Below are 25,487 nucleotides of genomic sequence, written 5' to 3' on the forward strand. Positions count from 1 at the left end.
GCTTATGTCGAGCGGTGCGTAGGAAAGGATTTGTTACATGGGACTGGGCCCGGATATCACCGAAACGCTGGCGCGGGCACGCGCGGACCTGCGGATGGGCGTGCCAATTGTGGTGATGGGTGAGGCCCATATTCTGGCTGTCGCGGTGGAGGCGCTGTCGCCTGACCGTCTGGCCGGGTTGCGCGCCCTTGGTGGATCCCTGGAGCTGGCGTTGACCGGATGGCGGGCGGAAACGCTGAAGGCCCGTGTCTATGATGGTGACGTGGCCCGGATTGCCGTACCTGACGCCGCCGCGCTGGGATGGTTGCAGTCATTGGCTGATCCTGCCGACGATTTGGCGACACCGATGAAGGGGCCGTTGCGGTCCGTGCGCGACGGCGACGCCGCCCCCCATCGTGCGGCGCTGCAATTGTGCAAGTCCGCCCGGTTGCTGCCCGCGGCCTTGTGCGTTGAAGTGCCGGACGGGTTTGCCTTGGCTGCGGCCCAAGGGCTCACCGCTGTGCCTTTGGCGTTGGCGGAGCCGCTCTTGCAGGACCGCAGCCCATTGCATCCGATTGTGCAGGCCCGTTTGCCAATGGAAGTGTCCGAGGCCGGACGGCTGCATGTGTTTCGCCCCGAAGATGGCGGGGAAGAGCATTACGCCATCGAGATTGGCCGCCCGGATCGCAGTCAGCCGGTGTTGGCCCGATTGCACTCGGCCTGTTTCACCGGCGATCTTATGGGCAGTCTGAAATGTGATTGTGGTCCGCAGTTGCGTGGTGCCTTGGCCCAGATGGGGGCCGAGGGGACCGGCGTTCTGCTGTATATGAACCAGGAGGGGCGCGGCATCGGATTGGCGAACAAGATGCGCGCATATGCTCTGCAGGATCAGGGTTTTGACACGGTAGATGCGAACCACCGCCTGGGCTTCGAGGATGACGAACGGGATTTCCGGTTGGGGTCAGATATTCTGAAGTCCATGGGTTTCAGCGCTGTCCGGTTGCTGACCAACAACCCGGCCAAGGTTTCGATGATGGAAGCCAGCGGTGTGACCGTGACCGAACGTGTGCCGCTGAAGGTTGGCGAGAACCGGTTCAATCGAGATTATCTGGCCACCAAGGCGGCGAAATCAGGGCACCTGCTGTGACACCCTTGGATATGGTGGTGACGCCGCGCGGCATGCGATTTGCAGGGCGCTGCTTTCCCTGCACTGTCGGCAGAAGTGGCGTCACGGGAACCAAGCGCGAAGGCGATGGTGCCACTCCGCGTGGCGTTCACCGGATCGTTGGCATGCTGTACCGTCCAGATCGCATGGCCCGCCCGTCAAACTGGGCTTTGCCCATTCGCCCCGGCGACGTGTGGTCCGATGATGTGGATGACGAGGACTACAACCTCATGGTGCGTGCGCCCTATGCCCCCAGCCACGAACGGCTGCGCAGGGCGGATCCGCTGTATGATCTGGTGATCCTGACGGACTGGAATTGGCCATATGCCGTGCCCGGTCGAGGATCAGCCATCTTCATGCACCGGTGGCGCCGGCCGGGATATCCAACCGAAGGCTGCATCGGATTGCGCCCGGATCATCTGGCGTGGATTGCACCGCGCATTCGGTATCAGACGCGGTTGATCGTCGTCTGACTTCAGGCCTGTGTTGTCCGCTCGCCAAAAATGGCTGAGCCGACGCGGACATGTGTGGCTCCGAGCGCTATGGCGCTTTCGAAGTCGCCGCTCATTCCCATGGAGAGCCCGTACAACCCATTGCGGTTTGCAAGCTTGGCCAGCAGTGCAAAATGAAGCGACGGCTCTTCATCGACCGGCGGGATGCACATCAGCCCTTGGATCGGCAGGTCCAGCCCACGGCACTCAGCGACAAACGCATCGGTCTCAGCAGGCAAGACACCGGCCTTTTGCGGCTCTTCGCCCGTGTTGATTTGCAGGAAGATGTCAGGGCAATGCCCCATCTCTTGCGCCAGTCGTGCAATGGTCTTGGCCAGTTTGGGTCGATCAACAGAGTGAATGGCCTGGAAAAGCTCCATCGCCTGCCGCGTCTTGTTGCTTTGCAGCGGTCCGATCAGATGAACATCAATGTCGCCGTATTGATCCCGCAGGTCCGGCCATTTGCCAGCCGCTTCCTGCACGCGGTTCTCGCCAAACAGGCGATGTCCCTGATCCAATACCGCCGTCACCCGCTCAAGAGGTTGCACCTTGCTGACCGCAATCAGTTGTGCAGCGTCAGGAGCCCGCCCTGCCTTGACGCAGGCTGCTTCAATTCTTGCCGCTATTTCAGAAAGTGACATCGGGTGCACCTATCGCCTCGGGGATGGGTGGCACAAAGCACGACGTGCGATCAAATGCAAAGGGGTCGAAACGAAAAGGGGCAGGCCAATGGCCCGCCCCAAATCGTCTGTGTCGTCAACTATTAGAAGTTGAAGACCACACCCAGGTCAGCAAAGGTGTCGCCGTCGGCGAGTTCACCAACACCACCTTGCAGCGATACACCGCCGCCCAGCGAGTGGCGGAAGCCGATGCCGTAGACTTCGTCGTCGCCGTCGATGCCGGTGTCAGCAAAAGCGAAACGGATTTCGGTTGCTGCGCCAACGTCATACTTGACCGAGAAGCCGTAGGATGTGTCGTCGTTGGCATCGTAGTCCGCGATCAGGATCGAGAACGCCAGAGCGCCGATTTCACCACCGAACGACACGGCCCAGAAGTCGTCATCCGTGGATGCGACTACAGCGTCGGAAGCGTCACGATCTTCAGTTTCTTCGTTACCGTACACGAAGCCAACCGAGTAGTTGCCGAAGTTGTAGCCAACACCAATCTGGTATTCTTCAACTTCGGTTGCTGTACCAGCAGTTTCGTCCTGCGCGGACGTACCGTCTGTAACCGATGCCGACACAGTGAAGTCGCCTGCAGTGTAACGCAGCTTAACTGTTGGAGTAACCTGCTCGGTTACCAGGTCGTCTGGGTCACCCACGGTGCCGAAGCCGTTTGCAGGCAGGCCGAAACCGGTCGACTGTTCCAGCGACGATGTCAGACCAACGCCGAAGCCGTAGTAGTCAACAACGTCACCCGAGTCGAGAACGTCGGAAACCGAACCAACGTCGAGGCGGAAGCCGCCTGTCGACACAGCAAAACCAGCTGCCGACTGCTCGGCCAGGCTGCTGTTGCCATTGGCTTGGTCATCCGTTTGGAAGCGGATACGACCTTCGAATTCCAGACCGTTGTCGGAAGTTGTGGTGCCGGTTACGGTCAGACGGAAACGCTGTTCGATACGGACATCGTCGTTGCCGACAGTATCATCGTTGTTTTCGTCATAAACGAGGCCGAAGCGGCCAAAGCCGCCAAAGCTAACTTCCGCAGCTGCCATGCCAGTCGTGGCAATCAGCGCGGTTGTAGCGAAGAGAACTTTTTTCATTGGTTTTCCCTCGGTTTCAAGTCACACGCCCTAACCGGGGAATCCGGCGAGGGGATGGATGCTGTCTCAACCATTTGCCGGAGCATCTCAAGCGACGCATCATGTGTTGGCCGCAATTCCGGCATGGTTGGTGCAGCTTTGCCACAGTCCGGTCACACCGTCCCTTCTGCATTAACAGTGTGATACGCCACCTTGCCCGTGTCTTGCGAGCCGCTGGCAACTTGGCTATCACGGTCCCCAACGAACAGGGGTTGGGACTTCCAATGCGTAAAACGCGTGCAATGGGCCGCTTGGCCATTCTTTCTTTGGCGCTTGTGCTGACGGCATGCGGCGGTCGCGTCGGTATTACCGACCCGGACTCGGAACGTATTGTCGGTGACGGTGACAGCGCACGAGAGCGTGACATTCGGTCGGGCACGACACTGGGCGAAGCACTGCGTGCACGCCGAAATCAGGAATCCATTGTTCGGGTCAACAAATACATCTGGTCCGCAAGCCTGCAAGTCCTCGATTTTCTTCCGATTCAATCGGTTGACCCGTTTACGGGCGTCATTGTGACCGGCTTTGGCACACCGCCGGGCGGTGGTCGTGCGTACCGGGCCACTGTCCTGATTGGCGACCCGGCGCTGGACGCAAGATCCCTGAATGTGGCCTTGCAGACCCGTAACGGCCCAGCCAGCGCCGCAACCGTGCGCGCGATCGAGGATGCGATCCTGACCCGTGCGCGCCAACTGCGTGTGGCAGACAACCGCCTTTAAGCCCTTCCAGAGCACAGCATTCCCCATTATCAGATGCGCCGGGCCCTTGTGCCCGGCGTTTGCACATTCAGGACCAGACCCCATGGCAACCTACACCCCATCCGAGATCGAAGCCCGCTGGCAAGCCGCCTGGGACAAGGCCGATGTGTTCAAGGCTAAGCGCAGCGCCGACAAGCCAAAGTATTACGTGCTTGAGATGTTCCCCTACCCGTCGGGCCGCATCCACATGGGCCATGTGCGCAACTACACAATGGGCGACGTGATCGCGCGCTATAAAATGTCGACCGGCCACAACGTGCTGCACCCCATGGGCTGGGATGCGTTCGGGATGCCAGCCGAGAATGCGGCCATGGCCATCGGCGGTCACCCCAAGACATGGACCTACGACAATATCGCCGACATGCGCAGCCAGATGAAACCGCTGGGCCTGTCCATCGACTGGTCCCGCGAGTTTGCGACCTGTGACCCTGAGTATTACGGGCAACAGCAGGCCCTCTTTCTTGATTTCCTTGAGGCCGGGCTTGTGTACCGCAAGAACGCGCAGGTGAATTGGGATCCGGTCGACATGACCGTGCTCGCCAATGAACAGGTGATTGACGGCAAGGGCTGGCGCTCGGGTGCCGAGGTAGAGCGGCGCGAACTGACGCAGTGGTTCTTCAAGATTGCCGACATGGCGGGAGAGTTGAAAGACGCGCTTGCCGGGCTCGACAATTGGCCCGCCAAGGTCCGCCTGATGCAGGAAAACTGGATCGGTGAGAGCAGAGGCATCGACATCCCCTTTGTTCGGACAGATGGCGACGGCACCATCCTGTGCTACTCAACCCGCCCCGATACGATGCGTGGCGCGTCGTTCATCGCCGTTTCGCCCGACCATCCGGTCGCAAAAGCGCTTGAGGCCCAGAACCCTGATCTGGCTGCGTTTATCGACGAATGCCGCAAGATGGACACAACCGAAGCGGCAATGGAGAAGGCCGAGAAGAAGGGGATCGACACCGGCGTGCGAGTCAAGCACCCCGTCTATGCGGACGTGGACCTGCCCGTCTGGATCGGCAACTTTGTTTTGATGGATTACGGCACCGGTGCCGTCTTTGGCTGTCCGGCGCATGATCAACGCGATCTCGACTTTGCGCGTAAATACGGTTTGCCGGTGCAGAATGCGTTTTACATGCCCGGCGACGAAACCGAGGTCGCGGATGATGCTCTCGTGCCTACGAAGACCGAGAAAGTTGTTTACATCGACCACTTTGCAGGGATTGCGGAGGCGACAAGCCAACAAGGTATCGACGCCACTATCGATTATTTCGAAGCACATGGCCTTGGCAAAGGGCAAACGCAGTATCGGTTGCGTGACTGGGGCCTCAGCCGCCAACGCTATTGGGGCTGTCCGATTCCGGTTGTTCACTGTGATGACTGCGGCGTGGTGCCGGAAAAGAAAGATAACCTGCCGATCGAGCTGCCCGATGATGTCAGTTTTGATATCCCCGGCAATCCGCTGGACCGCCATCCAACATGGCGCGATGTGCCCTGTCCGTACTGTGGCAAGCCCGCAAAGCGCGAAACGGACACGATGGATACGTTTGTGGATTCGTCTTGGTACTTCGCCCGCTTCACTGCGCCGCATGCTGCGACACCCACTGATCTGGAGGATGCCGCGTACTGGATGAATGTGGACCAGTATATCGGCGGCATCGAACACGCGATCCTGCACCTGCTTTACTCGCGCTTCTTTGCGCGCGCGATGCGTATCACCGGCCATCTTCCCCAAGGGTGTGAAGAGCCGTTCGATGCGCTGTTCACGCAAGGCATGGTGACGCACGAGATTTACGTGACACGTGATGAGAAGGACCGGCCCGTCTATCATCTGCCCGAACACATTGAGTGGACGGAATCGGGTGCACGGCTTGGCGCAACTGGCGAGCCGGTGGATGTGATCCCGTCGGCCAAGATGTCCAAGTCCAAAAAGAACGTGGTCGACCCGCTTGGCATCATCGCCAGCTACGGCGCCGACACCGCGCGCTGGTTCGTGCTGAGCGACTCGCCCCCCGAACGGGATGTGGAATGGACAGCCTCGGGCGCGGAAGCGGCCTTCAAACACCTGACCCGCGTCTGGAATATCTGCGATCGGATCAGCCAGATGGACAAGGACGCGCCCGGCACCGGCGATGACGATCTGTTGCGGGCCATGCACAAGACCATCCATGACGTGACCATGGGTGTGGAATCCTTCGGCTTCAACGCGGCCATCGCCAAGCTTTATGGCTTTACGGCCACCCTGCAGAAGTCCAAGGCAGGCCATGCCGCCCAGCGCGAAGCCGTGATGACGCTTGCGCAGCTCATGGCCCCCATGACGCCGCACCTTGCCGAAGATATCTGGGCGCATCAGGGCGGTGAGGGTCTTGTGATCCATGCAGCTTGGCCCACGGCGGACAAGGCAATGCTGGTGTCCGACACCGTGACCCTGCCCATCCAGATCAATGGCAAAAGGCGCGGCGAACTGACCGTTCCCGCCGATATGGACAAGGCCGAGGTTGAAAAACAGGCGCTGGCAACCGAAGCTGTGCAAAAGGCACTGGACGGCGGGTCCCCCAAGAAGGTGATCGTCGTGCCCGGCCGTATCGTCAACGTGGTGGTCTGACCCAACATGCGCATCCTTGCCGCCCTTGCCCTGATCCTGACCGTCGCCGCCTGCGGGTTCGAGCCGGTCTACGGCCCCGGCGGCGCAGGAACGCAGTTGCAGAACCGTGTGCTGGTCGACAAACCCATCGACCGCGAAGGGTTCCTGCTGGTCCGCCAATTGGAAGAACGTTTGGGCCGGAGCGGTGATCCCGCCTACGCACTGGGTATCCAGCTGTCGGTGAAAGAAGAAGCGCGCGCGATTGACCCCGATGGCGACATTCGCCGGTTCCACGTCATTGGCGAGGCAACTTATTCGCTGTCGGACACGTCAACCGGCGCAGTGGTCCAATCAAATACTGTGGATAACTTCGTGGGTTATTCTGCCACCGGCACAACCGTGGCGACGTTGGCGGCCAAGCGGGACGCGACGGAACGGCTGATGACAATGCTTGCAGACGAAATCGTGTTGCAATTACAGGCCTCTGACCTGTGAAGCTGAATACGGGGCAAGCCAACGCCTATTTCTCAAAACCGGATCCGGATGCGGCTGGCCTGTTGATATACGGCGCTGACGGGATGCGTATCGCGCTTAAGCGACAACAGGTGGTGGCGGCGCTGATTGGTCCGCAGGGCGAGGAAGAAATGCGCCTGACACGGATCGCGGCTGGTGATCTGCGCAAGGAACCCGCGTTGCTGCTGGACGCCGTCAAGGCCATTGGGTTTTTCCCCGGCCCACGTGTCGCGCTTGTCGAGGATGCAAATGAAACCGTAGGTCCGATCATCACGGATGCAATTTCGGACTGGGCCGCAGGCGACGCCCAAATCGTTGTCACCGCCGGAACGCTGAAACCCACGTCCAAACTGCGCAAGGCCTTCGAAGCGCATACGGCAGCCTATGCCGTAGGGATCTACGATAACCCTCCGACCCGAGACGAGATCGAGCGTGATCTCACTGCCGCAGGCATCACAAACCCGCCGCAAGAGGCGATGCACCTATTGATGGACCTCGCGCGGCAACTTGAGCCCGGCGATTTTCGTCAGACACTGGAGAAGGTGGGGCTTTACAAGCTGAACGATCCTGAACCGCTCAGCGCGGATGACATCACGGCTTGCGCGCCGGCATCCGTTGAGGCGGATGTGGATGATGTGCTGTTGGTCGTGGGCGATGGGAACGCAGCTGCCATTGGCCCTGTCATGCAGCGATTGCAGGCCCAGGGCGTCAATGCGGTGGCACTGTGTATCGGCGCCATGCGGCACTTCCGGTCCTTGCACCGAGCCGCAAGCGACACCTCTGGCCGTCCACAGATCTGGGGGCCCAATCGTGACAAGATGCTGGCGCAAGCCCGCAATTGGGGGGCGCCGAAACTGGAACTTGCTCTGACGGAACTGACGGACACAGACCTGCAACTCCGCTCGGCCGGGCAAAATGCGCCGGCCCTTGCGCTTGTGGAACGCTGTTTCATCCGTCTTGCCATGCTCGCACGACGCTGATCAACGCGCAGGTCCATTCTTCTCTGTTCCAGGACTATCAATGGGGGGCGGCGAAGCCGGGGGGCTGGCCCCCCTTGGAATGTCGTCGCGCAAGCGCCCTTTGGATCACGGATGGTCTTCCGGTGGGGCTGCGAACATCGCCATCACTTCGGCCTCAGTCATCACATTCCGCCCCTCACCTGCAAATGCGTATCCGTCGGGTTTCAGGTCAATGAAAATCTCGCCAGTAAGCGGAATGCCCGATGCATCGTCGAATGTGCCCATGCCAACATGCATTTCGCCGTTCATCGGGCCCGGTGCGGTGACGCGGTAAAAGACTGAGGACCCGCAGGTTTTGCAGAACGCCCGCTCGGCCCACTCTGACGACGTGTAGACAGCGAGGTTCTCTTCCCCCTCGATCTGCATGCCGCCCTTGGGCACCTGAACGCCCAGAAACACGCCACCAGACCACTTGCGGCACATACTGCAATGGCATGCGCCGGTTTCGGTGACCGGAGCGGTGATGGTGAAAGAAACCGCACCGCAGATGCAGGATCCTGAATGAGACATGACAACCTCCTCTTGGTTCTTTGCCCAAGCATAGCACTGGTCCGTGTCATTTTCTGACAGCAGCCTTGCGGCTGGTACCCATGCCTGCGATCCTTCGGAAACAGAAAAGGGGCAGCCATGTATCGCGTCATTGGAACCGTCAAAAGTCGCGCCTTCCGGGTGCTTTGGATGCTCGAAGAACTGGGGCAGCCCTACGAGTTGGTGGAGGCGTTTCCGCGCTCTGACGAGGCGACAAAGTTCAACCCGTTGGGCAAGATCCCGGCCCTTGTGGACGGTGACGAGGTGCTGACCGACAGTGTCGCCATCATGACCTATCTGGCCGACAAGCACGGCGGACTGACGGCACCTGCGGGCACGCCAGAGCGTGCACGTCAGGATGCGGTGACCCTGTGGCTGATTGATGAGCTGGATGCACTGCTTTGGACAAACAGCAAGCACGCGTTTGTCCTGCCCGAAAACCTCCGTGTGCCGGACATCTCGGCGACGTTGCACAAGGAATTTGCCCGCAATGCCGAAACCTTCGCCGGGATGCTGGACCAATCGGGCGCATTTATTATGGGCGATCAGATAACGCTGCCTGACCTATTGGCCGTACACTGTTTCGGCTGGGCCTTTGGTGCCGGGTTTCCCCCCTTGCCTGACGGCGTCAAAGCCTATTCCAAACGTCTGCGGGCCCGCCCCGCCTTTCGCGCCGCGGCGGACCATTAGGTCTGGAGGTACCGCACGACGCCCTGTCCAGCCCAACGGCCCGTCGCAAGGCACGCCGTCAAAAGATAGCCGCCTGTGGGCGCCTCCCAATCCAGCATCTCGCCCGCGCAAAATACGCCCGGCTTTGCGTGCAACATTAATGTCGTGTCCAAGGCCGAAGCAGGAACGCCGCCACCGGTCGAGATTGCCTCATCCATTGGTCTCAATCCCGCCTGCGTGACGCGCAGTTTCTTCAGCCGCCGCGCGACCTTAACCGTGTCATCAGGCCACGGACGTCCCCATTCCTGCGCCAGCGCGATCTTGAGCGGAGACAGTTTGAGTACTTTGCGCAGATGGTTGGCAAAACTTGTTTTGCCGCGTGGCCGTTCAAGTCGCGCGGCGACGTCGTCCACACTCAGATCCGGCAGCAGGTCAATGAACAGGTCACCCCCCTCGCGCACGCCGCGCGAAACCGAATAGATGCCACCACCCTCAAGACCGCGGCGCGATACAATGGCTTCCCCGCGCGACCGATACGGACCCGCCCGCCAACCGACACCCTTGATGGGTTGCCCCATGTGCTTGTGCATGTGCTCGGACCATATCACCGAAATCGCGGCATTCGACGCAACGAAAGGCTTGGTTTCGGCATCGATCCAATCTGCCCAAGCACCATCAGAGCCCAACCGCGCCCAGCTTGCCCCTCCGCAGGCCAGGACAATGGCGTCGGCTTCTATCTTTTCCGAAGTACCATCGGGTCCGGCGATCACCGGACGTGAACCGACCCAACCGATCCATCGGTGACGCGGCCGTATTTCAACGCCCAGCCCGTCAAGCCGCAGCAACCATGCGCGCAGCAATGGCGACGCCTTCATTGCCTTCGGAAACACCCGCCCGGTTGAGCCTGTGAACACCGGCTGGTCCAATCCTTCCGCCCATCGCGCGATGGCGTCCGCGTCCCACGCCTTGAGTGCGGGCGAGAGCCATATGGACGCCTCGGCATAGCGCGGCAGCATCGTTTCGATGTCTTCGGCCTTGGTCAGGTTCAGGCCGGACTTGCCTGCCATCAGAAACTTGCGCGCAACGGTTGGCTTGGCCTCGTACACGGTGACCGACAACCCGGCTTCTGCCATCACCTCGGCCGCTGCAAGGCCCGCTGGTCCGCCACCGATGACCGCAACCTTGCTCACTCCGATATCGTCCGCAGTTCACCCTTCATCTCGACCACGCGATGCGGATAAGGAATGGTAATGTCGTTTTCCTTGAGGGCGTTCCAGATCAGGAACAGCACATCCGACGTGTATTTGTTCGGCCCGTCATCGATGCCGTTCACCCAGAACTCGACCGCGAAGTCTATGCCGCTGTCGCCAAAACCACGCAGTTCGCAATCCGGGGGATAGGGGGCATCCAACACCTCTGGGTGCTGCGCGACCGCAGCTTCGATAATGGCGGGCACTTCGTTTATGTCCGTGTCGTAACTGACGGAAAACGGCGCTTCGTACCGGTTGGCCGATCCGCTGTCGGAATAGTTCACCACGCGGGTGGTGATGAAATCCTCGTTCGGGACAACGATCCAGCGACCGTCATAGGTTTCAAGGATCGCGGCGCGCGCAGTCATCTTGACGATGGTGCCTGCCTCTCCGCCGTCCAGTTCCACATAGTCACCGACCGTCGCCTGCCCTTCGACCAACAGGATCACACCCGAAATGAAATTCGACGCGATCTTTTGCAGACCAAAGCCAAGACCGACACCAATGGCACCCCCCAGCACCGCCAGGGCTGACAGGTTGATGCCCATGATGTTCATCAACAGCAAAAAGGCGGTGGCAAAGATCGCAAACTCGACCGTCTTGGCCAGCAGTTGGCGCAGGGAGGGCCGCATCTCTGCCTGCTTGGAGATGAAGGCCGTCGATTGATCGTTTGACCACCGGCCCAACCAGAACAGGAAGCCGCCCGCGATGACGCCACGGACCAGCGCCATGGCCGAAAACTGGATGTTGCCGAAACTGACCTGCATGGCCGTCAGCCATTCGGTCGCGGCGTCCAGCAACCCAAGCGCATAGATCGCAGCAATGGGGATCAGAACGTAGCGTCCGAGCAGCTTGAGGAACGGGTCGGTGATGATGTCCCGCACCAAAGCGCGCACCGCCAAAAACAGGAAGATGCGCTTGCCGAAGGCGATGACGGCACCGCTGTCAAAGATCGATCGGACAACGCTTTCGCCGATTCCGGTCAACGCATAGGCCAAAAGGGGCAGCAAAAGAGGCAGGAATTGCGCGATGAAACGCCGGGACGTGGCAATGAAATTGTCGCTGTCGCCGGGGTCCAGCACCCGCGCCAGCGCCGGACGCAAACGGCGCGTGATTACAATGGCGGCGAGGTAGGCGACAATCAGCAAAGCAAACTGCGACCACGCCACCGGGCTCAGCAACCATGTCAGTGCCAATTCCCACCCTTGCAGCGCATAACCCGCAATGGTCTGCACAATCTCTGGCTGGCTTTCGAGATCAAACTCCACGGCGCACCTCTTGCCTCGGTCTCGGGACGCGCCAATTGTCACGGGCAACACCAACTGTGCAAGGGAACATACCCGCTGTCCGATCCGATCTGCCCCCTATGTGGCCGTCCCATCCCACCTGATGTCCCGCAAAGCGCGCACCATCTGATCCCGAAACTGAAAGGGGGCAAGGGTGGGCCAACGGTATTGCTTCATCATATCTGTCACCGCGAGATTCACGCCACCCTGACAGAGGCCGAGCTGGCCCGTGCGTACAACACGCCCGAAGCGCTGCGTTCGCATCCGCGATTGGCAAAGTTCTTCAAGTGGGTGGGAAAGCGACCGCCGGGATTTGCGTCAAAGGTGCCGGGGGCCCGACGGAAACGTCAACGCCTTCCCGATTTCGGCGCTTGAGTGCGTTTTTTATCCAGTCGGTCGGTGACGTCGCCCAGAACATTCGACACCAGAAGTTGAACACGTTCTGACGTGGTCAAATCCCGAGCTTGCTGCACGGGCTTGGGCACGCGTTTGGCGCGCTCTATCCGGTTGTCACGGGCCATTGTCTTACAGGATACACCCTGTCACACAAAGTTGACAACTGTTGTGTTTCAGGACTTAAGCGGTTGATTGCAAATGGCTTTAATATCTCGCGCCTTCGAAGAATCAGCCGCCGAAGAATCAGCGCAAAGTTCGCGTGCCCGATCGGTGACGGCGCCGTCTTCGACAATTTCGTCTACCAACCCATACGTGTATGCGGTGTGCGCGGTGATCTTTTCCCCTGCCAGAAAAATCAATTTGGTCCGGGCGGGCCCAATCAGGGCCGCCATGCGCACAGGGTCGCTGGGTTGCGGCAGATATCCAAGTTTCATCACCGGGTAAAAGAACTTTGCCGTCGGCACGGCGATGCGGATGTCGCAAGCCAGCACCATGCCCGTCGCTCCTCCTGCGACCGTGCCGTTCAGCGCCGCGATGGTCAGGCAGGGCAATTCTGCGATGGCGCCCGACAGTTCTTCCCATAGCGGGGAGGTGGCCAGCCCGGCACGTGCAGCGTCAAGGTCGGCTCCGGCACTGAACACCTTGCCCGTTCCGGTCAGGATCAACGCCGCCGCATCCTTGGCTTCGAGGACGGCATCGCGCAGGTCGATCAACATCTGTTCGGTAAGCGCCCCCGCCTTGTCAGGACGGTTGATGGTCAGGGTGTGGATCGGGCCAGTGCGATCAATGTCGATCATGTCAAACCCACCCGTGCGCGAATGTCTGGATCGCGCAGCGAAATTTCTTGCCCGACCCAATCGTCCGCATCGGCGGAGCACATCCAGAGGAGCGCCTTTGCAGGCCAGTCCGCCGGGATGTGGTCGGACCAGTCAAGTTGGCTGACAGGGTTGATGCCACTCGCCTTGATCTCGCGCTGCATTTGCGTCGCGACAGTGCCGGGTGACAGGCCCATGGCGCGAATGCCTTTGCCGCCGTTTTCCTTGTCGAGGCAACGGGTCAGCATCGCGGCCCCTGCCTTGGATGCGCAGTAGTGCGACCAAGCCTCGACCGGGCCATGGGCTGCGCCGGAACTGATGGTGAGGATGGTGCCGCCGCCAGCCTCCAACATACCCGGCAGCGCCGCGCGCATGCCAAAGAAGACCCCCTTGAGATTGATGTCGATGACATGACCCCACGCGTCGGGGTCAGCCGTCGCCAGATGCGAAATCGGCTCAATGACACCGGCGTTGCCGATCAGAACGTCCAACCCGCCAAACTTGTCCCGTGTAGCGGCAACCGCGTCAGAGACGTCCGCGTAGGTGCTCACGTCGCAAGGCAAGGCCAAGGCTTGCGGTCCAATCTCTTCCGCAAGCGACGTGATCGCATCGGCACCGCGTGCGACCAGTGCAACGTTGGCCCCGGCTTGTGCAAAAACGCGCGCCGTGTCTGCCCCGATTCCCCGGCTGGCCCCTGTGATCAGGACCGTTTTTCCGCTCATATCGTGCATCATATCCTCCGATGTGCTGGCTTGGTCTTGTGGTAGGCAGAACAGCCGCATAGGTCCACCCTGTGGCCTTGACGCATTTCTTGCTGTCCCAGACGATACGGCCAACGCTAACCAAGGATTCTGTCATGTCTCGTATTTCGAAGTTGTTTTCCGGTACTGCCATTCTGGTCTGTCTGCCTGCCACGGCAGCGCTTGCGGATCTGACCGCCGCAGAGGTCTGGTCCGACTGGCAAGCTTACATGGAAAGCTCGGGCTACACCGTGACATCCTCGGAAGTGACCGAAGCGGGATCCGTCTCCGTATCCGACATGACGTTGAAGATGGAGTTTGACGACGACACCGGTGGCGGTGCGTTCGACATGGTGCTTGAGACGATCAACTTCGTTGAGCAGGGCGACGGCAGCGTTGCAATCGAATTGCCCGCCAGCACCATCATGAACATGGCGTTCCAACCCGAGACAGGTGAAAACGTGTCCCTGGCAATCAACTTCGAGCAAACCGCGCACAATATGGTGGCGACGGGTGAGCCGAACGATCTGACCTATACCTACGCAGCCGAAGCGGCGCGCATGGCGTTGCAGTCCGTCACCATCGACGGTGTTTCACTTGGGCCGGATGTTGCCAAAGTGGACATCACCATGAATGACCTGTCCCAGGTCACGAGAATGACATTGGGCGAGTTGCGCAATGTGGCGCAGGATATGACCGTTGCCTCCGTCGACTATGACGTCGCATTCAGCGATCCGCAAAACGACGAAAGTTTCAAAGTCACGGGTAATATGCAGGACCTGAAACTGGACGGCACGGGCGACTTGCCGACAGAAACGGATGTTCAGGACTTCAACGCCATGCTGGACGACGGCTTCAAGGCAGCCGGGTCGTTCACCACGGCAGGCGGCGGCTATGACATGTCTTTCAGCAGCGGATCCGATGGCAGTGGCACGGCCAATGCCACATCAACGGGGGCTGCGTTTGACGTGTCCCTTGGCCCGGACGGGCTGCTGTATGACATCGCGCAGACCGGCGTCAGCATGAACATGTTGCTGACCGAGCTGCCCCTGCCCCTGTCCTTTTCAGCCGAGCAGATCGGAACACGCTTTCTGGTGCCCCTGCAAAAGTCGAATGAAGAGCAGGATTTCGGCCTTGCCGTGACGCTGAATGACTTTGCCATGTCCGATGTCATCTGGAGCCTGTTTGACCCTACAGGGCAATTGCCGCGTGATCCTGCGACATTGGTTGTGGATCTGAGCGGCAAAGCCAAGGTGCTGTTCGACTTCCTGGACCCGGACCAGGCCGCCGTATTGGAGCAAGCGGATGCTGTGCCCGGTGAATTGAATGCGCTGACCATCAACAAGCTTGAGCTCGATGCCGTAGGTGCGCGCCTGACCGGATCGGGGGACTTCACTTTCGACAACAGTGATCTGACCTCTTTCGATGGTTTGCCACGGCCAGAGGGTGCGGTGGACCTGAACCTTGTCGGGGCCAACGGGCTGATCGAAAAACTTGTTGGGATGGGCCTGCTGCCCGAAGATCAGGCCATGGGTGCCCGCATGATGATGGGCCTCTTCGCCGTGCCGGGTGAGGGCGAAGATACACTGGATTCGAAAATCGAAGTGAATGAACAAGGCCACGTGTTGGCCAACGGTCAGCGCATCCGCTGAACAGACACAGGCGAGGGTGGCGCAGACCGTCACCCTTGCACCTGCTCCCTTGCGCAGCTACCTGAATGCACACGCCTGCGGAGCACACACATGACCCCTTCCGACCTGTCGACCCTGACCCAACGCCTGCTTGAGGCGGCAAAATCTGCTGGGGCAGATGCTGCTGATGCCATGGCGGTACAGGGCACGTCCGTTTCCGTCGACGTGCGCGCCGGAGCGTTGGAACAGGCAGAACGGTCAGAGGCGATCGACATCGGGCTGCGCGTGTTCGTCGGGCAGAAACAGGCAAATGTTTCTGCATCCGACACCACGGACCGTACCATCGAAGAGATGGCAATGCGCGCCGTTGCCATGGCGGGCGAAGCGCCCGATGACCCTTATGCCGGTCTGGCCGATCCCGACCAATTGGCGACCTCGTGGAACATTGATGCGCTGGAGCTTAACGACCCGACGCCCGAACCTGCGGCTGACGTTCTTCAATCAGATGCATTGGAAGCAGAGGCCGCAGCCTTGGCCGTAGAAGGCGTGTCGCAGGTCCAACAAGCCTCTGCCGCATATGGCGCACGTGACATATGGTTGGCTGGCAGCAACGGATTTTCAGGCGGGTATCGTAGGACCGACCGCGCACTGAGCTGCGTCGCCATTTCCGGCACTGGCACCGATATGGAGCGGGATTACAGCGGCGACAGTCGTATCTTTCAGGGCGATTTGCGCAGCGCGCGTGACATTGGAACCGAAGCGGGCATGCGGACTGTCGAACGCATTGGCGCGCGCAAGCCGCCCACCGGCACTTATCCGGTGCTGTTTGACGAACGCATTTCATCAACGCTGATTGGACATCTGCTGGTTGCCGCCAATGGCGCCAGTGTTGCGCGCGGGTCGTCCTGGCTGCGCAACAAGCTTGGACATGCCGTGTTGCCGGATGGCCTGAATCTGACCGAAGACCCGTTGCGGCCTCGCACCTCCGGCACCCGCCCTTTTGACGCAGAAGGTTTGCCTACGCAGGCGCGAACCATTGTCGAAAGCGGCGTTCTGACCGGGTGGACCCTGGATTTGTCCACAGCGCGCAAACTGAATATGGAACCCACCGGCAACGCCGCGCGCGGCACGTCTGCTCCGCCCAGCCCGTCGAACTGGAACGTCACCTTGGACAGCGGCGACGCATCCCGCACCGACTTGATCCGCGACATGGGCACGGGGCTTCTGGTGACTTCCATGATCGGTTCGACAATCAACCCGAACACCGGCGACTACTCGCGTGGGGCGTCGGGCCTGTGGATCGAGAACGGAGAGATCGCCTATCCGGTCAACGAATGCACCATCGCGGGCAACCTGATGGACATGCTGCGCCGTATTGTGCCGGCCAACGATGCGCGCCCGCACCTGAGCCGCGTTGTCCCATCGCTGTTGATTGCAGGCATGACCCTTGCCGGCAGCTGATCTGCCCCTTCTGATCGACGCCGCGCGGATCGCCGGACGCGTTGCCACAAGCTTTACGGGACCTGCCGCGGCACGGTGGGACAAACCCGGCGACGCGGGCCCAGTGACCGAGGCCGATCTGGCTGTGAACGACGTGCTTGCGTCCACCCTGCGGCTGGCGCGACCGGATTATGGCTGGCTGTCCGAAGAAACCGAGGATGACGCCAAGCGCCTGTCTGCGGACACGCTGTTTATCATTGATCCGATTGACGGCACCCGCAGCTTTGTCGAAGGGGCGCGAACCTGGGCCATCTCGATTGCCGTGGCGCATCAGGGCCAGATCACTGCGGCAGCAATTTACCTCCCCCGACGCGACAAGCTGTATGCGGCTGGCAAGGGATTGGGCGCAACACTGAACAACACACCCCTGACCGCGACACACGCGGACATGGAACCCGGCAGCACGGTTCTGGCCGCACGGCCCAATTTCAACGACAAGCATTGGCGCAACGGTGCGCCACCTGTCGACCGCCATTACCGCCCATCGCTGGCGTATCGTTTGTCCCTTGTGGGCGAGGGTCGGTTTGACGGAATGATCACTTTGCGCCCCAGCTGGGAATGGGACATCGCCGCGGGCGCCCTCATCGTTTCAGAGGCCGGAGGCATGATAACAGACCGGACCGGAGCCCCCTTGCGCTTCAACAATTCCCATCCTGCGCTGAATGGAGTCGTGGCTGCCGGACCGCGCCTGCACAGTGCACTGGTCAACGAACTGGGCCCCGAGCGCGCCGCCTGATCACCTTGACCCCTCGACCCATATGGTCAAACTGCGCCACGCAGCCCGGCCCATGATCAAAGGAATACGCGATGACACAGCGCCTGCACCTCGTCTTTGGTGGCGAACTGGTGGACCCGTCCAAGAACGTTTTCAAGGACATCGATGACCTGCACATTGTCGGCATCTTCCCGAATTACCAGGCCGCCTATGACGCTTGGAAATCCGAAGCGCAACGCACCGTCGACAACGCGCATATGCGCTACTACATCGCGCATCTGCACCGCCTGCGGGATGAGGAAAGCGAAACAGCCACTACAGAAGAGTTGGGCTGACCCCAACGTGCGCGGATCGCTCGGGCTGTCGGCCTATCGCACATTGTCAGGACGGCGTACGCCGCCCGCCTTTGCTCCGTCTCGCGACCGGCCAGAGGGTGAATTGGTGTGGATCCACGCAGCCGAGCCGGGCAACAATCGCGCACTCAACGATCTGGCGCACAGGTTGGCGTTCATGCGACCCGGCTGCAACGTGATGCTGACGGCGGCCCATGATGCCTTTGGTGATCGCGGGTCACATGATGTCTGGCAGGAAGACATGCCGCCAGATCATCCAGTGGTGACTGACGCCTTTATCTCGCATTGGGCCCCCGACGTGCTCGTATGGGCTTGGGGGGATCTGCGGCCCAATCTTGTTCTGTCAGCCGCCGAAAGCGGTGCACACATGATACTGGTGGACGCCGCGCGCGACGGTTTTGAAAAGCGTCGCGACCGCTGGCTGCCCGAAGTGCCCCGCGCCCTGCTCGCTCAATTCAACCACGTCACGGCCCGTGACGAAGACGCGCATCAACGTATGGCCCAGATGGGCCGCCCGGTGGGTGCGATGGAACTGGCAGACGCGCTTCATCCCTTCGGAAAGATGATGCCTGCTGCCGAAAGCGACCTGTCGGATTTGTCCACGGCCCTTGGCGGGCGACCGACTTGGCTGTCAGCCCGAACGGCGCCCGCAGAGTGTGCAACGATCCTGTCCGCACATAAACAGGCTCTCAAGGCCTCGCACCGGCTTCTGCTGATCCTTCACTTTTCCGATCTGGCACAGGCCAAGAACGCTCAGGCGCAGTCAACGGATCAAGGGCTGCGCGTGGCCAACTGGACAGAGGGCGAATTTCCCGACGAGAACACCCAAGTCCTGATTGCGGACGATGATGATGAACTGGGGCTTTGGTTGCGGGTCGCTACCGTCACCTTCCTCGGAGGCTCCATGCGGTCGGGATCCGAAGTGTGTGACCCATTTTCTGCTGCAGCCCACGGAACGGCGATCATATATGGCCCGAACATAGGCCCGCATGTCGATGCCTTTACCCGACTGATGAATGCAGGTGCGGCGCGGATCGTGAACGACACATCTTCACTGGGGCGTGCCGTCAGTCAGATGATTGCACCGGATCACGCCGCCCACATGGCAATGGCGGGCTGGGATGTGGTCACCCGCGGGGCTGACAGCCTCGACCGCATCATCTCTTTGATCCAGGCGCGGTTGGATGCACGTCGCGGCGGGGTCGCTTGATGCGCGCGCCTGCTTTCTGGTCACAGCCACAACCTGATTGGCGTGGAAAACTCCTGTCGCCGCTGGGTCTGTTGTATGCCCGCGCCACTGCAAATCGGATCGCCAAGGGACAGGCAGAGCAGTTGCCCGTACCTGTCATTTGTGTTGGCAACATCAACGCAGGTGGTACAGGCAAGACACCGACTGTCATGGCCATCGCGGAAAAGCTGCGTGATCAGTTCCATGACCCCCATATCGTCAGTCGCGGCTATGGCGGGACAGAGACCGGCCCCATCGAAGTCGACCCACTGCGTCACAACGCCGAGATGGTCGGGGACGAACCTCTTCTTCTCAGCGCATTTGCCCGCACATGGGTCGCCCGTGATCGTGTTGCAGGCGCGCGCGCAGCGATCGCAGGCGGAGCGACCGCCATAATCCTGGACGACGGGTTTCAGGACCGTTCGCTTGCCCACGACCTTTCGATTGTTGTGGTGGATGCTGAAACCGGATTCGGAAATGGCTTGTGCGTGCCAGCTGGACCGTTGCGCGAACCGATTGACGTTGGCCTCTCGCGTGCGGACATTGTGCTGACCATTGGGTCGGATGCCGCGCAAGAGCGGTTTGACGATAGTACCTTACCCAGCGACCTTCCACATATCAGGGCCGCCTTGACACCGCTGCAGACCGGCATGGACTGGACCGGTATGCGTCTGATCGCATTTGCGGGCATCGGACGGCCCGATAAATTCTTCGAGACATTGCGCGCGTTAGGCGCAAAACTTCTGCGTACCGAAGCGCTCGGGGATCATCAAAAACTCAGTGCGGCGTTTCTGACGCGGCTTGAGCGTGACGCACGGGCCGAGAATGCACAGCTTGTGACCACAGAAAAGGATGCTGCGCGCTTGCCAGCTGCGTTTCGATCGAAGGTCATCACGCTTCCCGTGCGACTGTCTTTCGACAATCCCGAAGCACTGGACGCAGCTCTCAAGGCCCTGCCAGTACCATTATCATCAACGCAGAACGCTTAGGCGCGCGGCAATACAATCACTCGCAACCCGCACATGAAAAACGCCCGGCCAAAGGGCCGAGCGTCATATCGGTGAAAGGCTGATACGGATCAGCTGCCAGCGGCTTCTTCGATCAGGGTCGACATCTCGGAATAGGCCATGTTGTTATACGTGGTCCCGTTGATGACAAAGCTGGGGGTCGAGCTGACACCATCGGCAGCGGCATTTTCCTGATACCACGCCACCAACGTGCGCAGGTTGTCCGCGTCTGTCAGACACGCCTCGACGCTGTCACCACCAAGGCCCGCCAGACGACCGACCTTGCGCAGTTCATCCGCGATCTGTGCCGGATCACCACCACCGGCGCGCGCCCATTCGGACTGGGTCGAATACAGGATGTCAGTGATGCCAAAGAACGTCTCGGGCGTGCCAGCACAGCGCGCAATGGCGGATGCCCACAGACCGAAGCGGTCAAAATACACTTCGCGGTAAATGAAGTTGATCTTGCCCGTGTCGATATAGTCCGCCTTCAACTGCTTATATGCGCCTGTGTGGAAGCTGGCGCAGTGCGGACAGGTGTAGCTTGCGTATTCGATCACGGTCACAGGCGCATCGGGATTGCCCAACTGCATTTCGACCACGCTTGAGGTGTCGACATCGCTCGACGCTTCCTGCGCATTGGCCGCACCCAACAGCCGTTCAGCCTGCGCCTGCTCTTGCGTGGACGGGCCACTGGACTGCATCGAGTTCCACAGGAAATACCCGCCGACGCCGACAACAACGGCGAGGATGGCAACGATACGGTTCATGTGCGTGTTCCTTGTTTTTCTTTTGTCAGGATATGTGCGCCCAGCCGTTCGAGGGCCATGCGCAGTGTTTCATCTTCGACAGGGGCCACAACCTTGCTGGCCGCCTGCGTCATCTCCGGCGCGGGTTGCTTGGGTCCGTCTTCCTTCGGGCGGTGGGCAAAGGCCACCTGCCCGTCTTCAAACCCGGTCGCGGCTGTTTGCGTGATCCGGATGCGCGCGATGGCGTTGTAGCCATAGACCGCATTCACCTTTTCGCGCAGTTGCTCTTTCTGCATTTCCAGCATCGGTGCTTGCGCCCCGGTGGTCAGCAGCGTCAGCGTTGCCCCCATTCCGCCACGGCCATAGCTCACTTCGACAGGCCGCGCGATCGAGGCAATATCGGCGCCAGCGACCTCTGACCAATCCGTCAGCAATCGGCTTTGGGCAAAGCCACGGCTTTCACTGGCCTGCCGGATACGCCCGGTCAGCAACGAAGCTGTCCGTTTGAACCCTTTTGTACTGGCGCGCCGCGTGGCCATGGCTATGTTCCCTGTCACTTGGACGTGATCATAGCGGATCAAGGCATGATCACCACCCATCTCAATAGGGAAAGCATAACTCTTGCGTGACCTCAGCCGCGACCTTTTGGACTGGTACGACGTTCATGCCCGGACCATGCCGTGGCGGGTAAGCCCGACAGGCAAGAAGGACGGCGTGCGACCCGACCCCTATGCGGTCTGGATGTCGGAGATCATGCTGCAGCAAACGACCGTGGCGGCGGTCACTGAATACTTCAAACGGTTTATCACCCGTTGGCCTACGGTGGCTGATCTGGCAGCCGCACAAGACGCCGATGTCATGGGGGAATGGGCGGGTCTTGGGTACTATGCCCGCGCCCGCAACCTGCTGAAATGCGCCCGCGCCGTAGTGAATGATCATGGCGGCCAGTTCCCCGCCGATCATGCCGCCTTGTTGAAATTGCCGGGGATCGGTCCTTACACGGCGGCAGCCATCGCCTCCATCGCCTTTGACCTGCGCCACGTCGTGGTGGACGGCAATGTCGAGCGGGTCATGACGCGTATGTTTGATGAACATACGCCCCTGCCCGCAGCCAAACCGATCCTGACGGAACATGCCGACCGCCTGACGCCAACCGACAGACCCGGCGATCATGCGCAGGCGGTGATGGATCTGGGAGCCACGATCTGTACCCCCAAATCACCGGCTTGCGGCATCTGCCCGTGGCGCGACCCCTGTGCCGGACGCATCGCAGGCACAGCACCTGAACTGCCGAAGAAGACCCCGAAAAAGCCAAAGCCTGTCCGCCATGGCACTGTCTACCTCGCCCAGCGCGACGATGGCGCATGGCTGGTCGAAACCCGCCCGGACAAAGGGCTACTGGGTGGCATGATGGGGTGGCCAGGCTCAGATTGGGTAGACACGTCTCTGCCGCGCCCCACCGACCCGCCACTCGAAACTGCATGGCACAAGCTGCAAGGGGAAGTGCGGCACACGTTCACCCATTTCCACCTGATTCTCGATGTGATGATCGCAAAAGTGGACGACATCACTCCTGATCGGGGGCGATTCCTTGCACGCACCGACTTCCGCCCGTCGGACCTGCCCACCGTGATGCGCAAAGCATTCGATCTGTCGCAGAAGTGAAGGCACGCGGCGTAGCGTCACGCTTGGCAGACCATCGTAGGCGGGCCTATTGTTTTAGTACGAACACCATAGGATTTTAACTCGTATGACCCTGCCTCCCGAAACAGTCGCCAAGGTGCAGAACGCGCTGCCCTTTGCCTTGTCGTTCCTCCTGATCCCTCTGGCCATCGTCAGCGCAGTCTATGGCGGCTGGACGGTGATCCTATTGCCGGTAGTCACTTGGTACATGTTCTCGATCCTTGATTTGGCGGTCGGTCTGAACACGGACAATGCTGATCTTGAGGCGACGGATGACGACCTGTTCTGGTATCGCATGATCACGGTCGCATGGGTGCCTGCACAATTCCTGATGCTCTTTGGCTTGATCGGCTATGTCGCCCCGGCCGAACACCTGAATACGCTGGAAAAGATCGCGATTTTCTTTGGCATCGGCGTCATCACCGGCTCGGTCGGGATCAACTACAGCCACGAACTGATGCACCAGAAGAACAAGTTGGAACGCTGGCTGGGTGACGCGTTGTTGGCGATGGTCCTCTATTCCCACTTTCGGTCAGAACACCTGCTGGTGCACCACCGCTATGTCGCCACGCCGCGCGACCCCGTCACTGCCCGCATGAACGAGACGTTCTACCGCTACTACCCTCGCGTTCTGAAACAGTGCTTTTTGTCCGCGTTGAACGCCGAAAAGGCGATGCTGGCCCGCAAGGACCTGCCTGCAACCGACAGTTCAAACCCGTTCTGGAAATACGCCTACCTGCAATTGATCTGCTTCATGCTGGCCTTCATCCTGGGCGGCTGGGCTGGCGTTGGCCTTTTCGTCCTGCAAGCCGGGGTCGCGATCTGGCAGCTGGAACTGGTCAACTACATTGAACACTACGGCCTGACCCGCAAACATCTGGGCGATGGCAAATACGAGCATGTCCAACCACGGCATTCGTGGAATGCCGCACACAAGGCATCGAACTGGCTGCTGATCAACCTTCAGCGGCATTCCGACCACCACTATAAACCCGACCGCCGCTTCCCGGTCCTGCAAAACTACACCGAAGCGGACGCCCCCCAACTGCCCTATGGCTATCCGGTGATGACGATTGCCGCGATGATGCCAAGCGTCTGGAAACGGGTAATGAACCCGCGGGTGCAGAAATGGCGGGACATGTACTACCCCGAAATCACGGATTGGAGCGCATATAACAAGGCTTCCAACCCGCTCCCGCGTTAATCCAGAACCCAGACCGGCAAAGGCTTAGCTACACCGCGCACCGTTTGATCTGGTGCGCGGTGGAAGCCATCGGTGCCACCTGCCGCAACCATAATCGCATCGCTGACAATAGCGCGCACATCCAGACCACGGGTCATCGCCTCAAGCCTGCTGGCGACATTCACGGTGTCCCCCAGCACGGCAAACTCCAGGCGGTTCGCGCCGATGTCACCCAGAACAACGGGCCCGAAATGGAGGCCGAACCGGGCGTCGATCTCTGGCAGTCCGTCGGTCCCCCGGTCGGCGTTCAACGCATCCATCCGGTCCACCATCGCCCGCACACAGGCCACCGCACGCGCGGCATCATCCTCAAGCGGTAATGGCGTGCCAAACGTCGCCATCAACCCGTCCCCCAGATACTTGTCGAGCGTTCCGCCATGGGCGAACACCTCGCTTTCCATGCGGGCGTGAAAGGCGCGCAACGTCTCAATCACTTCCTCAGCGGGACGGCCATTGGCATAGGTCGTGAAGCCGACGATATCGACAAACAGCACAGCAGCATCATGGCTGCGGATTTGCCCGAGCGGCTCGTCCTTGGTCGACAATTCTTCGACCATCGTAGGCGAAAAATATCTGGCCAGATTGGTCCGTTCGCGCGCCATCTCGGCACTGTCCAGCACAAGGTTCTGATAGCGGCGCACCGCCACAGCAAGGATCGCCGCCACAACGACAAACACGACGACCTGTTGAAAGCGCAGGTCCCAGTTCACATTGTTCGGATCAAAGGCGCGGGCCAGATCGGGATTGTCGGGAAACATCTGCACGGCAGCATCGGACAACTCCGGAAATGTCCTGCCAAACCACCAGACGCAAAGCGTGCCCAGCAACCAAAGGGCCGTGGTCCAGTTGCCAATCGCGATGATGGTCCGCCACGAATAGGTCAGCACCCCTGCGGCCAGAATGATGAAGAAATACTGGAAAACCTCGAAGTTATAGATCAGCGCCGTTGGGACCGGTTCATTCTGCAATGGGTTGGGCACCAGCAAGGCCAGCGTCATCAACAGCAGGTCCAAAAACAGCAATCCCAGCTCAGCTCGTGATTGGCCCACGCGACCCACACGGCGCTGCGCCAGTCCTACAAGCACAAGACAGAACAGCAGGAACAGGTACCAGATCACATCCCAGTTCGGGTTCAGGAACACCAGCATGATCGCCGTGACAGACAACGCACCGATGCGTGCCTTGACGGCCAGGTCCATCCCCTCGCGCTTGTTGCGGGCCAATGCCTCTTGCGCGTGGCGGTGCGCGGGCACCTCATCATCACGGTCATTGCGACCGGCTGTCGCCAGTGTGCTGCTGATATCGACCATTCTGTCTGCCCTCGTGTGTCCGCACGGCAAATGTAAACCGGAGTAACAAAAAAGCCCCGCCAAAAAGGCGGGGCAAGGTGCAG

The 25,487-nt window shown here is 60.3% G+C and carries 26 protein-coding genes; 16 read left to right on the forward strand and 10 right to left on the reverse strand.

Annotated elements, in window-relative coordinates:
- Nucleotides 1-37: 37 nt before the first annotated feature.
- Together ribA and Q1A32_RS05035 are read left to right on the forward strand one after the other, a co-directional pair.
- Entirely contained in the window at nucleotides 38-1,126 is a 1,089-nt protein-coding gene (gene ribA, locus Q1A32_RS05030) for a GTP cyclohydrolase II (RefSeq protein ID WP_299608757.1), read from the forward strand.
- Nucleotides 1,123-1,617, forward strand: coding sequence for a L,D-transpeptidase (locus tag Q1A32_RS05035; protein WP_299650349.1), 495 nt, complete (start codon nucleotides 1,123-1,125; stop codon nucleotides 1,615-1,617). Before ribA ends, Q1A32_RS05035 begins: the two co-directional genes overlap by 4 nt.
- 2 nt (nucleotides 1,618-1,619) lie before the next feature.
- Here the strand turns inward: Q1A32_RS05035 and Q1A32_RS05040 are convergent, their stop codons facing one another.
- Both Q1A32_RS05040 and Q1A32_RS05045 read right to left on the reverse strand, forming a co-directional pair.
- Nucleotides 1,620-2,276, reverse strand: coding sequence for a YggS family pyridoxal phosphate-dependent enzyme (locus Q1A32_RS05040; RefSeq protein WP_299650352.1), 657 nt, complete (start codon nucleotides 2,274-2,276; stop codon nucleotides 1,620-1,622).
- A 122-nt stretch (nucleotides 2,277-2,398) separates the two neighbouring features.
- Nucleotides 2,399-3,397 carry a porin gene (locus Q1A32_RS05045; protein ID WP_299650355.1) on the reverse strand — a complete coding sequence of 333 codons (999 nt, stop codon included), beginning with the start codon at nucleotides 3,395-3,397 and terminating at the stop codon, nucleotides 2,399-2,401.
- Between the two features lie 263 nt (nucleotides 3,398-3,660).
- On the opposite strand from Q1A32_RS05045, the gene Q1A32_RS05050 reads away from it, so the two are divergent.
- The 4 genes from Q1A32_RS05050 to holA all read left to right on the forward strand — a co-directional run bounded on the left by Q1A32_RS05050 (nucleotide 3,661) and on the right by holA (nucleotide 8,262).
- Nucleotides 3,661-4,155, forward strand: a complete 495-nt coding sequence (locus Q1A32_RS05050) for a DUF3576 domain-containing protein (protein ID WP_299608745.1) — start codon at nucleotides 3,661-3,663, stop codon at nucleotides 4,153-4,155.
- 82 nt (nucleotides 4,156-4,237) lie between these two features.
- Nucleotides 4,238-6,790 (forward strand): leucine--tRNA ligase, encoded by a 2,553-nt coding sequence (gene leuS / locus Q1A32_RS05055; RefSeq protein WP_299650358.1) that lies wholly within the window; start codon nucleotides 4,238-4,240, stop codon nucleotides 6,788-6,790.
- A 6-nt stretch (nucleotides 6,791-6,796) separates the two neighbouring features.
- A complete protein-coding gene (gene lptE / locus Q1A32_RS05060) occupies nucleotides 6,797-7,264 on the forward strand; it encodes an LPS assembly lipoprotein LptE (RefSeq protein ID WP_299650361.1) in 468 nt (155 codons plus the stop codon).
- Complete coding sequence (gene holA, locus Q1A32_RS05065) at nucleotides 7,261-8,262, forward strand: DNA polymerase III subunit delta (protein WP_299650364.1); 1,002 nt, start codon at nucleotides 7,261-7,263, stop codon at nucleotides 8,260-8,262. The genes lptE and holA overlap by 4 nt, the downstream gene beginning before the upstream one ends.
- A 105-nt stretch (nucleotides 8,263-8,367) precedes the next feature.
- On the opposite strand, the gene Q1A32_RS05070 is transcribed toward holA, so the two are convergent.
- Nucleotides 8,368-8,811 carry a GFA family protein gene (locus Q1A32_RS05070; protein WP_299650367.1) on the reverse strand — a complete coding sequence of 148 codons (444 nt, stop codon included), beginning with the start codon at nucleotides 8,809-8,811 and terminating at the stop codon, nucleotides 8,368-8,370.
- A 117-nt stretch (nucleotides 8,812-8,928) separates the two neighbouring features.
- Between Q1A32_RS05070 and Q1A32_RS05075 the strand changes: the two genes are divergently transcribed.
- Nucleotides 8,929-9,519 (forward strand): glutathione S-transferase family protein, encoded by a 591-nt coding sequence (locus Q1A32_RS05075; protein ID WP_299650370.1) that lies wholly within the window; start codon nucleotides 8,929-8,931, stop codon nucleotides 9,517-9,519.
- On the opposite strand, the gene Q1A32_RS05080 is transcribed toward Q1A32_RS05075, so the two are convergent.
- Both Q1A32_RS05080 and Q1A32_RS05085 read right to left on the reverse strand, forming a co-directional pair.
- On the reverse strand, nucleotides 9,516-10,688 hold the full coding sequence (locus tag Q1A32_RS05080; protein ID WP_299650373.1) for a TIGR03862 family flavoprotein: 1,173 nt from the start codon (nucleotides 10,686-10,688) through the stop codon (nucleotides 9,516-9,518). The two genes, Q1A32_RS05075 and Q1A32_RS05080, sit on opposite strands and share 4 nt — an antisense overlap.
- A complete protein-coding gene (locus Q1A32_RS05085; RefSeq protein ID WP_299650376.1) occupies nucleotides 10,685-12,016 on the reverse strand; it encodes a mechanosensitive ion channel family protein in 1,332 nt (443 codons plus the stop codon). The genes Q1A32_RS05080 and Q1A32_RS05085 overlap by 4 nt, the downstream gene beginning before the upstream one ends.
- 75 nt (nucleotides 12,017-12,091) lie before the next feature.
- Here Q1A32_RS05085 and Q1A32_RS05090 point away from each other — a divergent pair, with 75 nt between their 5' ends.
- A complete protein-coding gene (locus tag Q1A32_RS05090) occupies nucleotides 12,092-12,409 on the forward strand; it encodes an HNH endonuclease (RefSeq protein ID WP_299652787.1) in 318 nt (105 codons plus the stop codon).
- Between the two features lie 194 nt (nucleotides 12,410-12,603).
- Here Q1A32_RS05090 and Q1A32_RS05095 read toward each other — a convergent pair whose 3' ends face one another.
- Nucleotides 12,604-13,227: an enoyl-CoA hydratase/isomerase family protein gene (locus Q1A32_RS05095; RefSeq protein WP_299650379.1), complete on the reverse strand. Its 624-nt coding sequence runs from the start codon at nucleotides 13,225-13,227 to the stop codon at nucleotides 12,604-12,606.
- On the reverse strand, nucleotides 13,224-13,976 hold the full coding sequence (locus Q1A32_RS05100; protein WP_299650382.1) for an SDR family oxidoreductase: 753 nt from the start codon (nucleotides 13,974-13,976) through the stop codon (nucleotides 13,224-13,226). Before Q1A32_RS05100 ends, Q1A32_RS05095 begins: the two co-directional genes overlap by 4 nt.
- 125 nt (nucleotides 13,977-14,101) lie before the next feature.
- Between Q1A32_RS05100 and Q1A32_RS05105 the strand changes: the two genes are divergently transcribed.
- The 6 genes from Q1A32_RS05105 to lpxK all read left to right on the forward strand — a co-directional run bounded on the left by Q1A32_RS05105 (nucleotide 14,102) and on the right by lpxK (nucleotide 20,401).
- Nucleotides 14,102-15,637, forward strand: coding sequence for a DUF2125 domain-containing protein (locus Q1A32_RS05105; RefSeq protein ID WP_299650385.1), 1,536 nt, complete (start codon nucleotides 14,102-14,104; stop codon nucleotides 15,635-15,637).
- 90 nt (nucleotides 15,638-15,727) lie between these two features.
- Nucleotides 15,728-17,077, forward strand: a complete 1,350-nt coding sequence (locus tag Q1A32_RS05110) for a TldD/PmbA family protein (protein ID WP_299650388.1) — start codon at nucleotides 15,728-15,730, stop codon at nucleotides 17,075-17,077.
- Nucleotides 17,064-17,852, forward strand: a complete 789-nt coding sequence (locus tag Q1A32_RS05115) for a 3'(2'),5'-bisphosphate nucleotidase CysQ (protein WP_299650390.1) — start codon at nucleotides 17,064-17,066, stop codon at nucleotides 17,850-17,852. The genes Q1A32_RS05110 and Q1A32_RS05115 overlap by 14 nt, the downstream gene beginning before the upstream one ends.
- 71 nt (nucleotides 17,853-17,923) lie before the next feature.
- Nucleotides 17,924-18,166 (forward strand): DUF4170 domain-containing protein, encoded by a 243-nt coding sequence (locus Q1A32_RS05120; protein ID WP_299608708.1) that lies wholly within the window; start codon nucleotides 17,924-17,926, stop codon nucleotides 18,164-18,166.
- A 7-nt stretch (nucleotides 18,167-18,173) separates the two neighbouring features.
- On the forward strand, nucleotides 18,174-19,394 hold the full coding sequence (locus Q1A32_RS05125; protein ID WP_299650393.1) for a 3-deoxy-D-manno-octulosonic acid transferase: 1,221 nt from the start codon (nucleotides 18,174-18,176) through the stop codon (nucleotides 19,392-19,394).
- Nucleotides 19,394-20,401 (forward strand): tetraacyldisaccharide 4'-kinase, encoded by a 1,008-nt coding sequence (lpxK, locus tag Q1A32_RS05130; protein WP_299650396.1) that lies wholly within the window; start codon nucleotides 19,394-19,396, stop codon nucleotides 20,399-20,401. Before Q1A32_RS05125 ends, lpxK begins: the two co-directional genes overlap by 1 nt.
- Before the next feature lie 89 nt (nucleotides 20,402-20,490).
- On the opposite strand, the gene Q1A32_RS05135 is transcribed toward lpxK, so the two are convergent.
- A complete protein-coding gene (locus Q1A32_RS05135) occupies nucleotides 20,491-21,189 on the reverse strand; it encodes a DsbA family protein (RefSeq protein ID WP_299650399.1) in 699 nt (232 codons plus the stop codon).
- A complete protein-coding gene (locus Q1A32_RS05140) occupies nucleotides 21,186-21,707 on the reverse strand; it encodes a DUF721 domain-containing protein (protein WP_299650402.1) in 522 nt (173 codons plus the stop codon). The genes Q1A32_RS05135 and Q1A32_RS05140 overlap by 4 nt, the downstream gene beginning before the upstream one ends.
- Before the next feature lie 82 nt (nucleotides 21,708-21,789).
- On the opposite strand from Q1A32_RS05140, the gene mutY reads away from it, so the two are divergent.
- Nucleotides 21,790-22,833, forward strand: coding sequence for an A/G-specific adenine glycosylase (mutY, locus tag Q1A32_RS05145; RefSeq protein ID WP_299650405.1), 1,044 nt, complete (start codon nucleotides 21,790-21,792; stop codon nucleotides 22,831-22,833).
- 85 nt (nucleotides 22,834-22,918) lie between these two features.
- On the forward strand, nucleotides 22,919-24,055 hold the full coding sequence (locus Q1A32_RS05150; RefSeq protein ID WP_299608690.1) for an alkane 1-monooxygenase: 1,137 nt from the start codon (nucleotides 22,919-22,921) through the stop codon (nucleotides 24,053-24,055).
- On the opposite strand, the gene Q1A32_RS05155 is transcribed toward Q1A32_RS05150, so the two are convergent.
- The gene (locus tag Q1A32_RS05155; protein WP_299650408.1) at nucleotides 24,052-25,404 is read right to left on the reverse strand and encodes an adenylate/guanylate cyclase domain-containing protein; all 1,353 of its coding nucleotides are present in this window, start codon (nucleotides 25,402-25,404) and stop codon (nucleotides 24,052-24,054) included. The two genes, Q1A32_RS05150 and Q1A32_RS05155, sit on opposite strands and share 4 nt — an antisense overlap.
- Between the last annotated feature and the right edge of the window lie 83 nt (nucleotides 25,405-25,487).

This window comes from uncultured Tateyamaria sp. (genome assembly GCF_947503415.1).
Taxonomy (GTDB): Bacteria; Pseudomonadota; Alphaproteobacteria; order Rhodobacterales; family Rhodobacteraceae; genus Tateyamaria.

Excerpts from the sequence above, each read along its gene's own strand:
- ribA (WP_299608757.1), top strand. The coding sequence starts at position 38 with ATGGGACTGGGCCCGGATATCACCGAAACGCTGGCGCGGGCACGCGCG.
- Q1A32_RS05040 (WP_299650352.1), bottom strand. The coding sequence starts at position 2,276 with ATGTCACTTTCTGAAATAGCGGCAAGAATTGAAGCAGCCTGCGTCAAG.
- Q1A32_RS05045 (WP_299650355.1), bottom strand. The coding sequence starts at position 3,397 with ATGAAAAAAGTTCTCTTCGCTACAACCGCGCTGATTGCCACGACTGGC.
- Q1A32_RS05050 (WP_299608745.1), top strand. The coding sequence starts at position 3,661 with ATGCGTAAAACGCGTGCAATGGGCCGCTTGGCCATTCTTTCTTTGGCG.
- leuS (WP_299650358.1), top strand. The coding sequence starts at position 4,238 with ATGGCAACCTACACCCCATCCGAGATCGAAGCCCGCTGGCAAGCCGCC.
- lptE (WP_299650361.1), top strand. The coding sequence starts at position 6,797 with ATGCGCATCCTTGCCGCCCTTGCCCTGATCCTGACCGTCGCCGCCTGC.
- Q1A32_RS05070 (WP_299650367.1), bottom strand. The coding sequence starts at position 8,811 with ATGTCTCATTCAGGATCCTGCATCTGCGGTGCGGTTTCTTTCACCATC.
- Q1A32_RS05075 (WP_299650370.1), top strand. The coding sequence starts at position 8,929 with ATGTATCGCGTCATTGGAACCGTCAAAAGTCGCGCCTTCCGGGTGCTT.
- Q1A32_RS05095 (WP_299650379.1), bottom strand. The coding sequence starts at position 13,227 with ATGATCGACATTGATCGCACTGGCCCGATCCACACCCTGACCATCAAC.
- Q1A32_RS05100 (WP_299650382.1), bottom strand. The coding sequence starts at position 13,976 with ATGCACGATATGAGCGGAAAAACGGTCCTGATCACAGGGGCCAGCCGG.
- Q1A32_RS05105 (WP_299650385.1), top strand. The coding sequence starts at position 14,102 with ATGTCTCGTATTTCGAAGTTGTTTTCCGGTACTGCCATTCTGGTCTGT.
- Q1A32_RS05110 (WP_299650388.1), top strand. The coding sequence starts at position 15,728 with ATGACCCCTTCCGACCTGTCGACCCTGACCCAACGCCTGCTTGAGGCG.
- Q1A32_RS05120 (WP_299608708.1), top strand. The coding sequence starts at position 17,924 with ATGACACAGCGCCTGCACCTCGTCTTTGGTGGCGAACTGGTGGACCCG.
- lpxK (WP_299650396.1), top strand. The coding sequence starts at position 19,394 with ATGCGCGCGCCTGCTTTCTGGTCACAGCCACAACCTGATTGGCGTGGA.
- Q1A32_RS05135 (WP_299650399.1), bottom strand. The coding sequence starts at position 21,189 with ATGAACCGTATCGTTGCCATCCTCGCCGTTGTTGTCGGCGTCGGCGGG.
- Q1A32_RS05140 (WP_299650402.1), bottom strand. The coding sequence starts at position 21,707 with ATGGCCACGCGGCGCGCCAGTACAAAAGGGTTCAAACGGACAGCTTCG.
- Q1A32_RS05150 (WP_299608690.1), top strand. The coding sequence starts at position 22,919 with ATGACCCTGCCTCCCGAAACAGTCGCCAAGGTGCAGAACGCGCTGCCC.
- Q1A32_RS05155 (WP_299650408.1), bottom strand. The coding sequence starts at position 25,404 with ATGGTCGATATCAGCAGCACACTGGCGACAGCCGGTCGCAATGACCGT.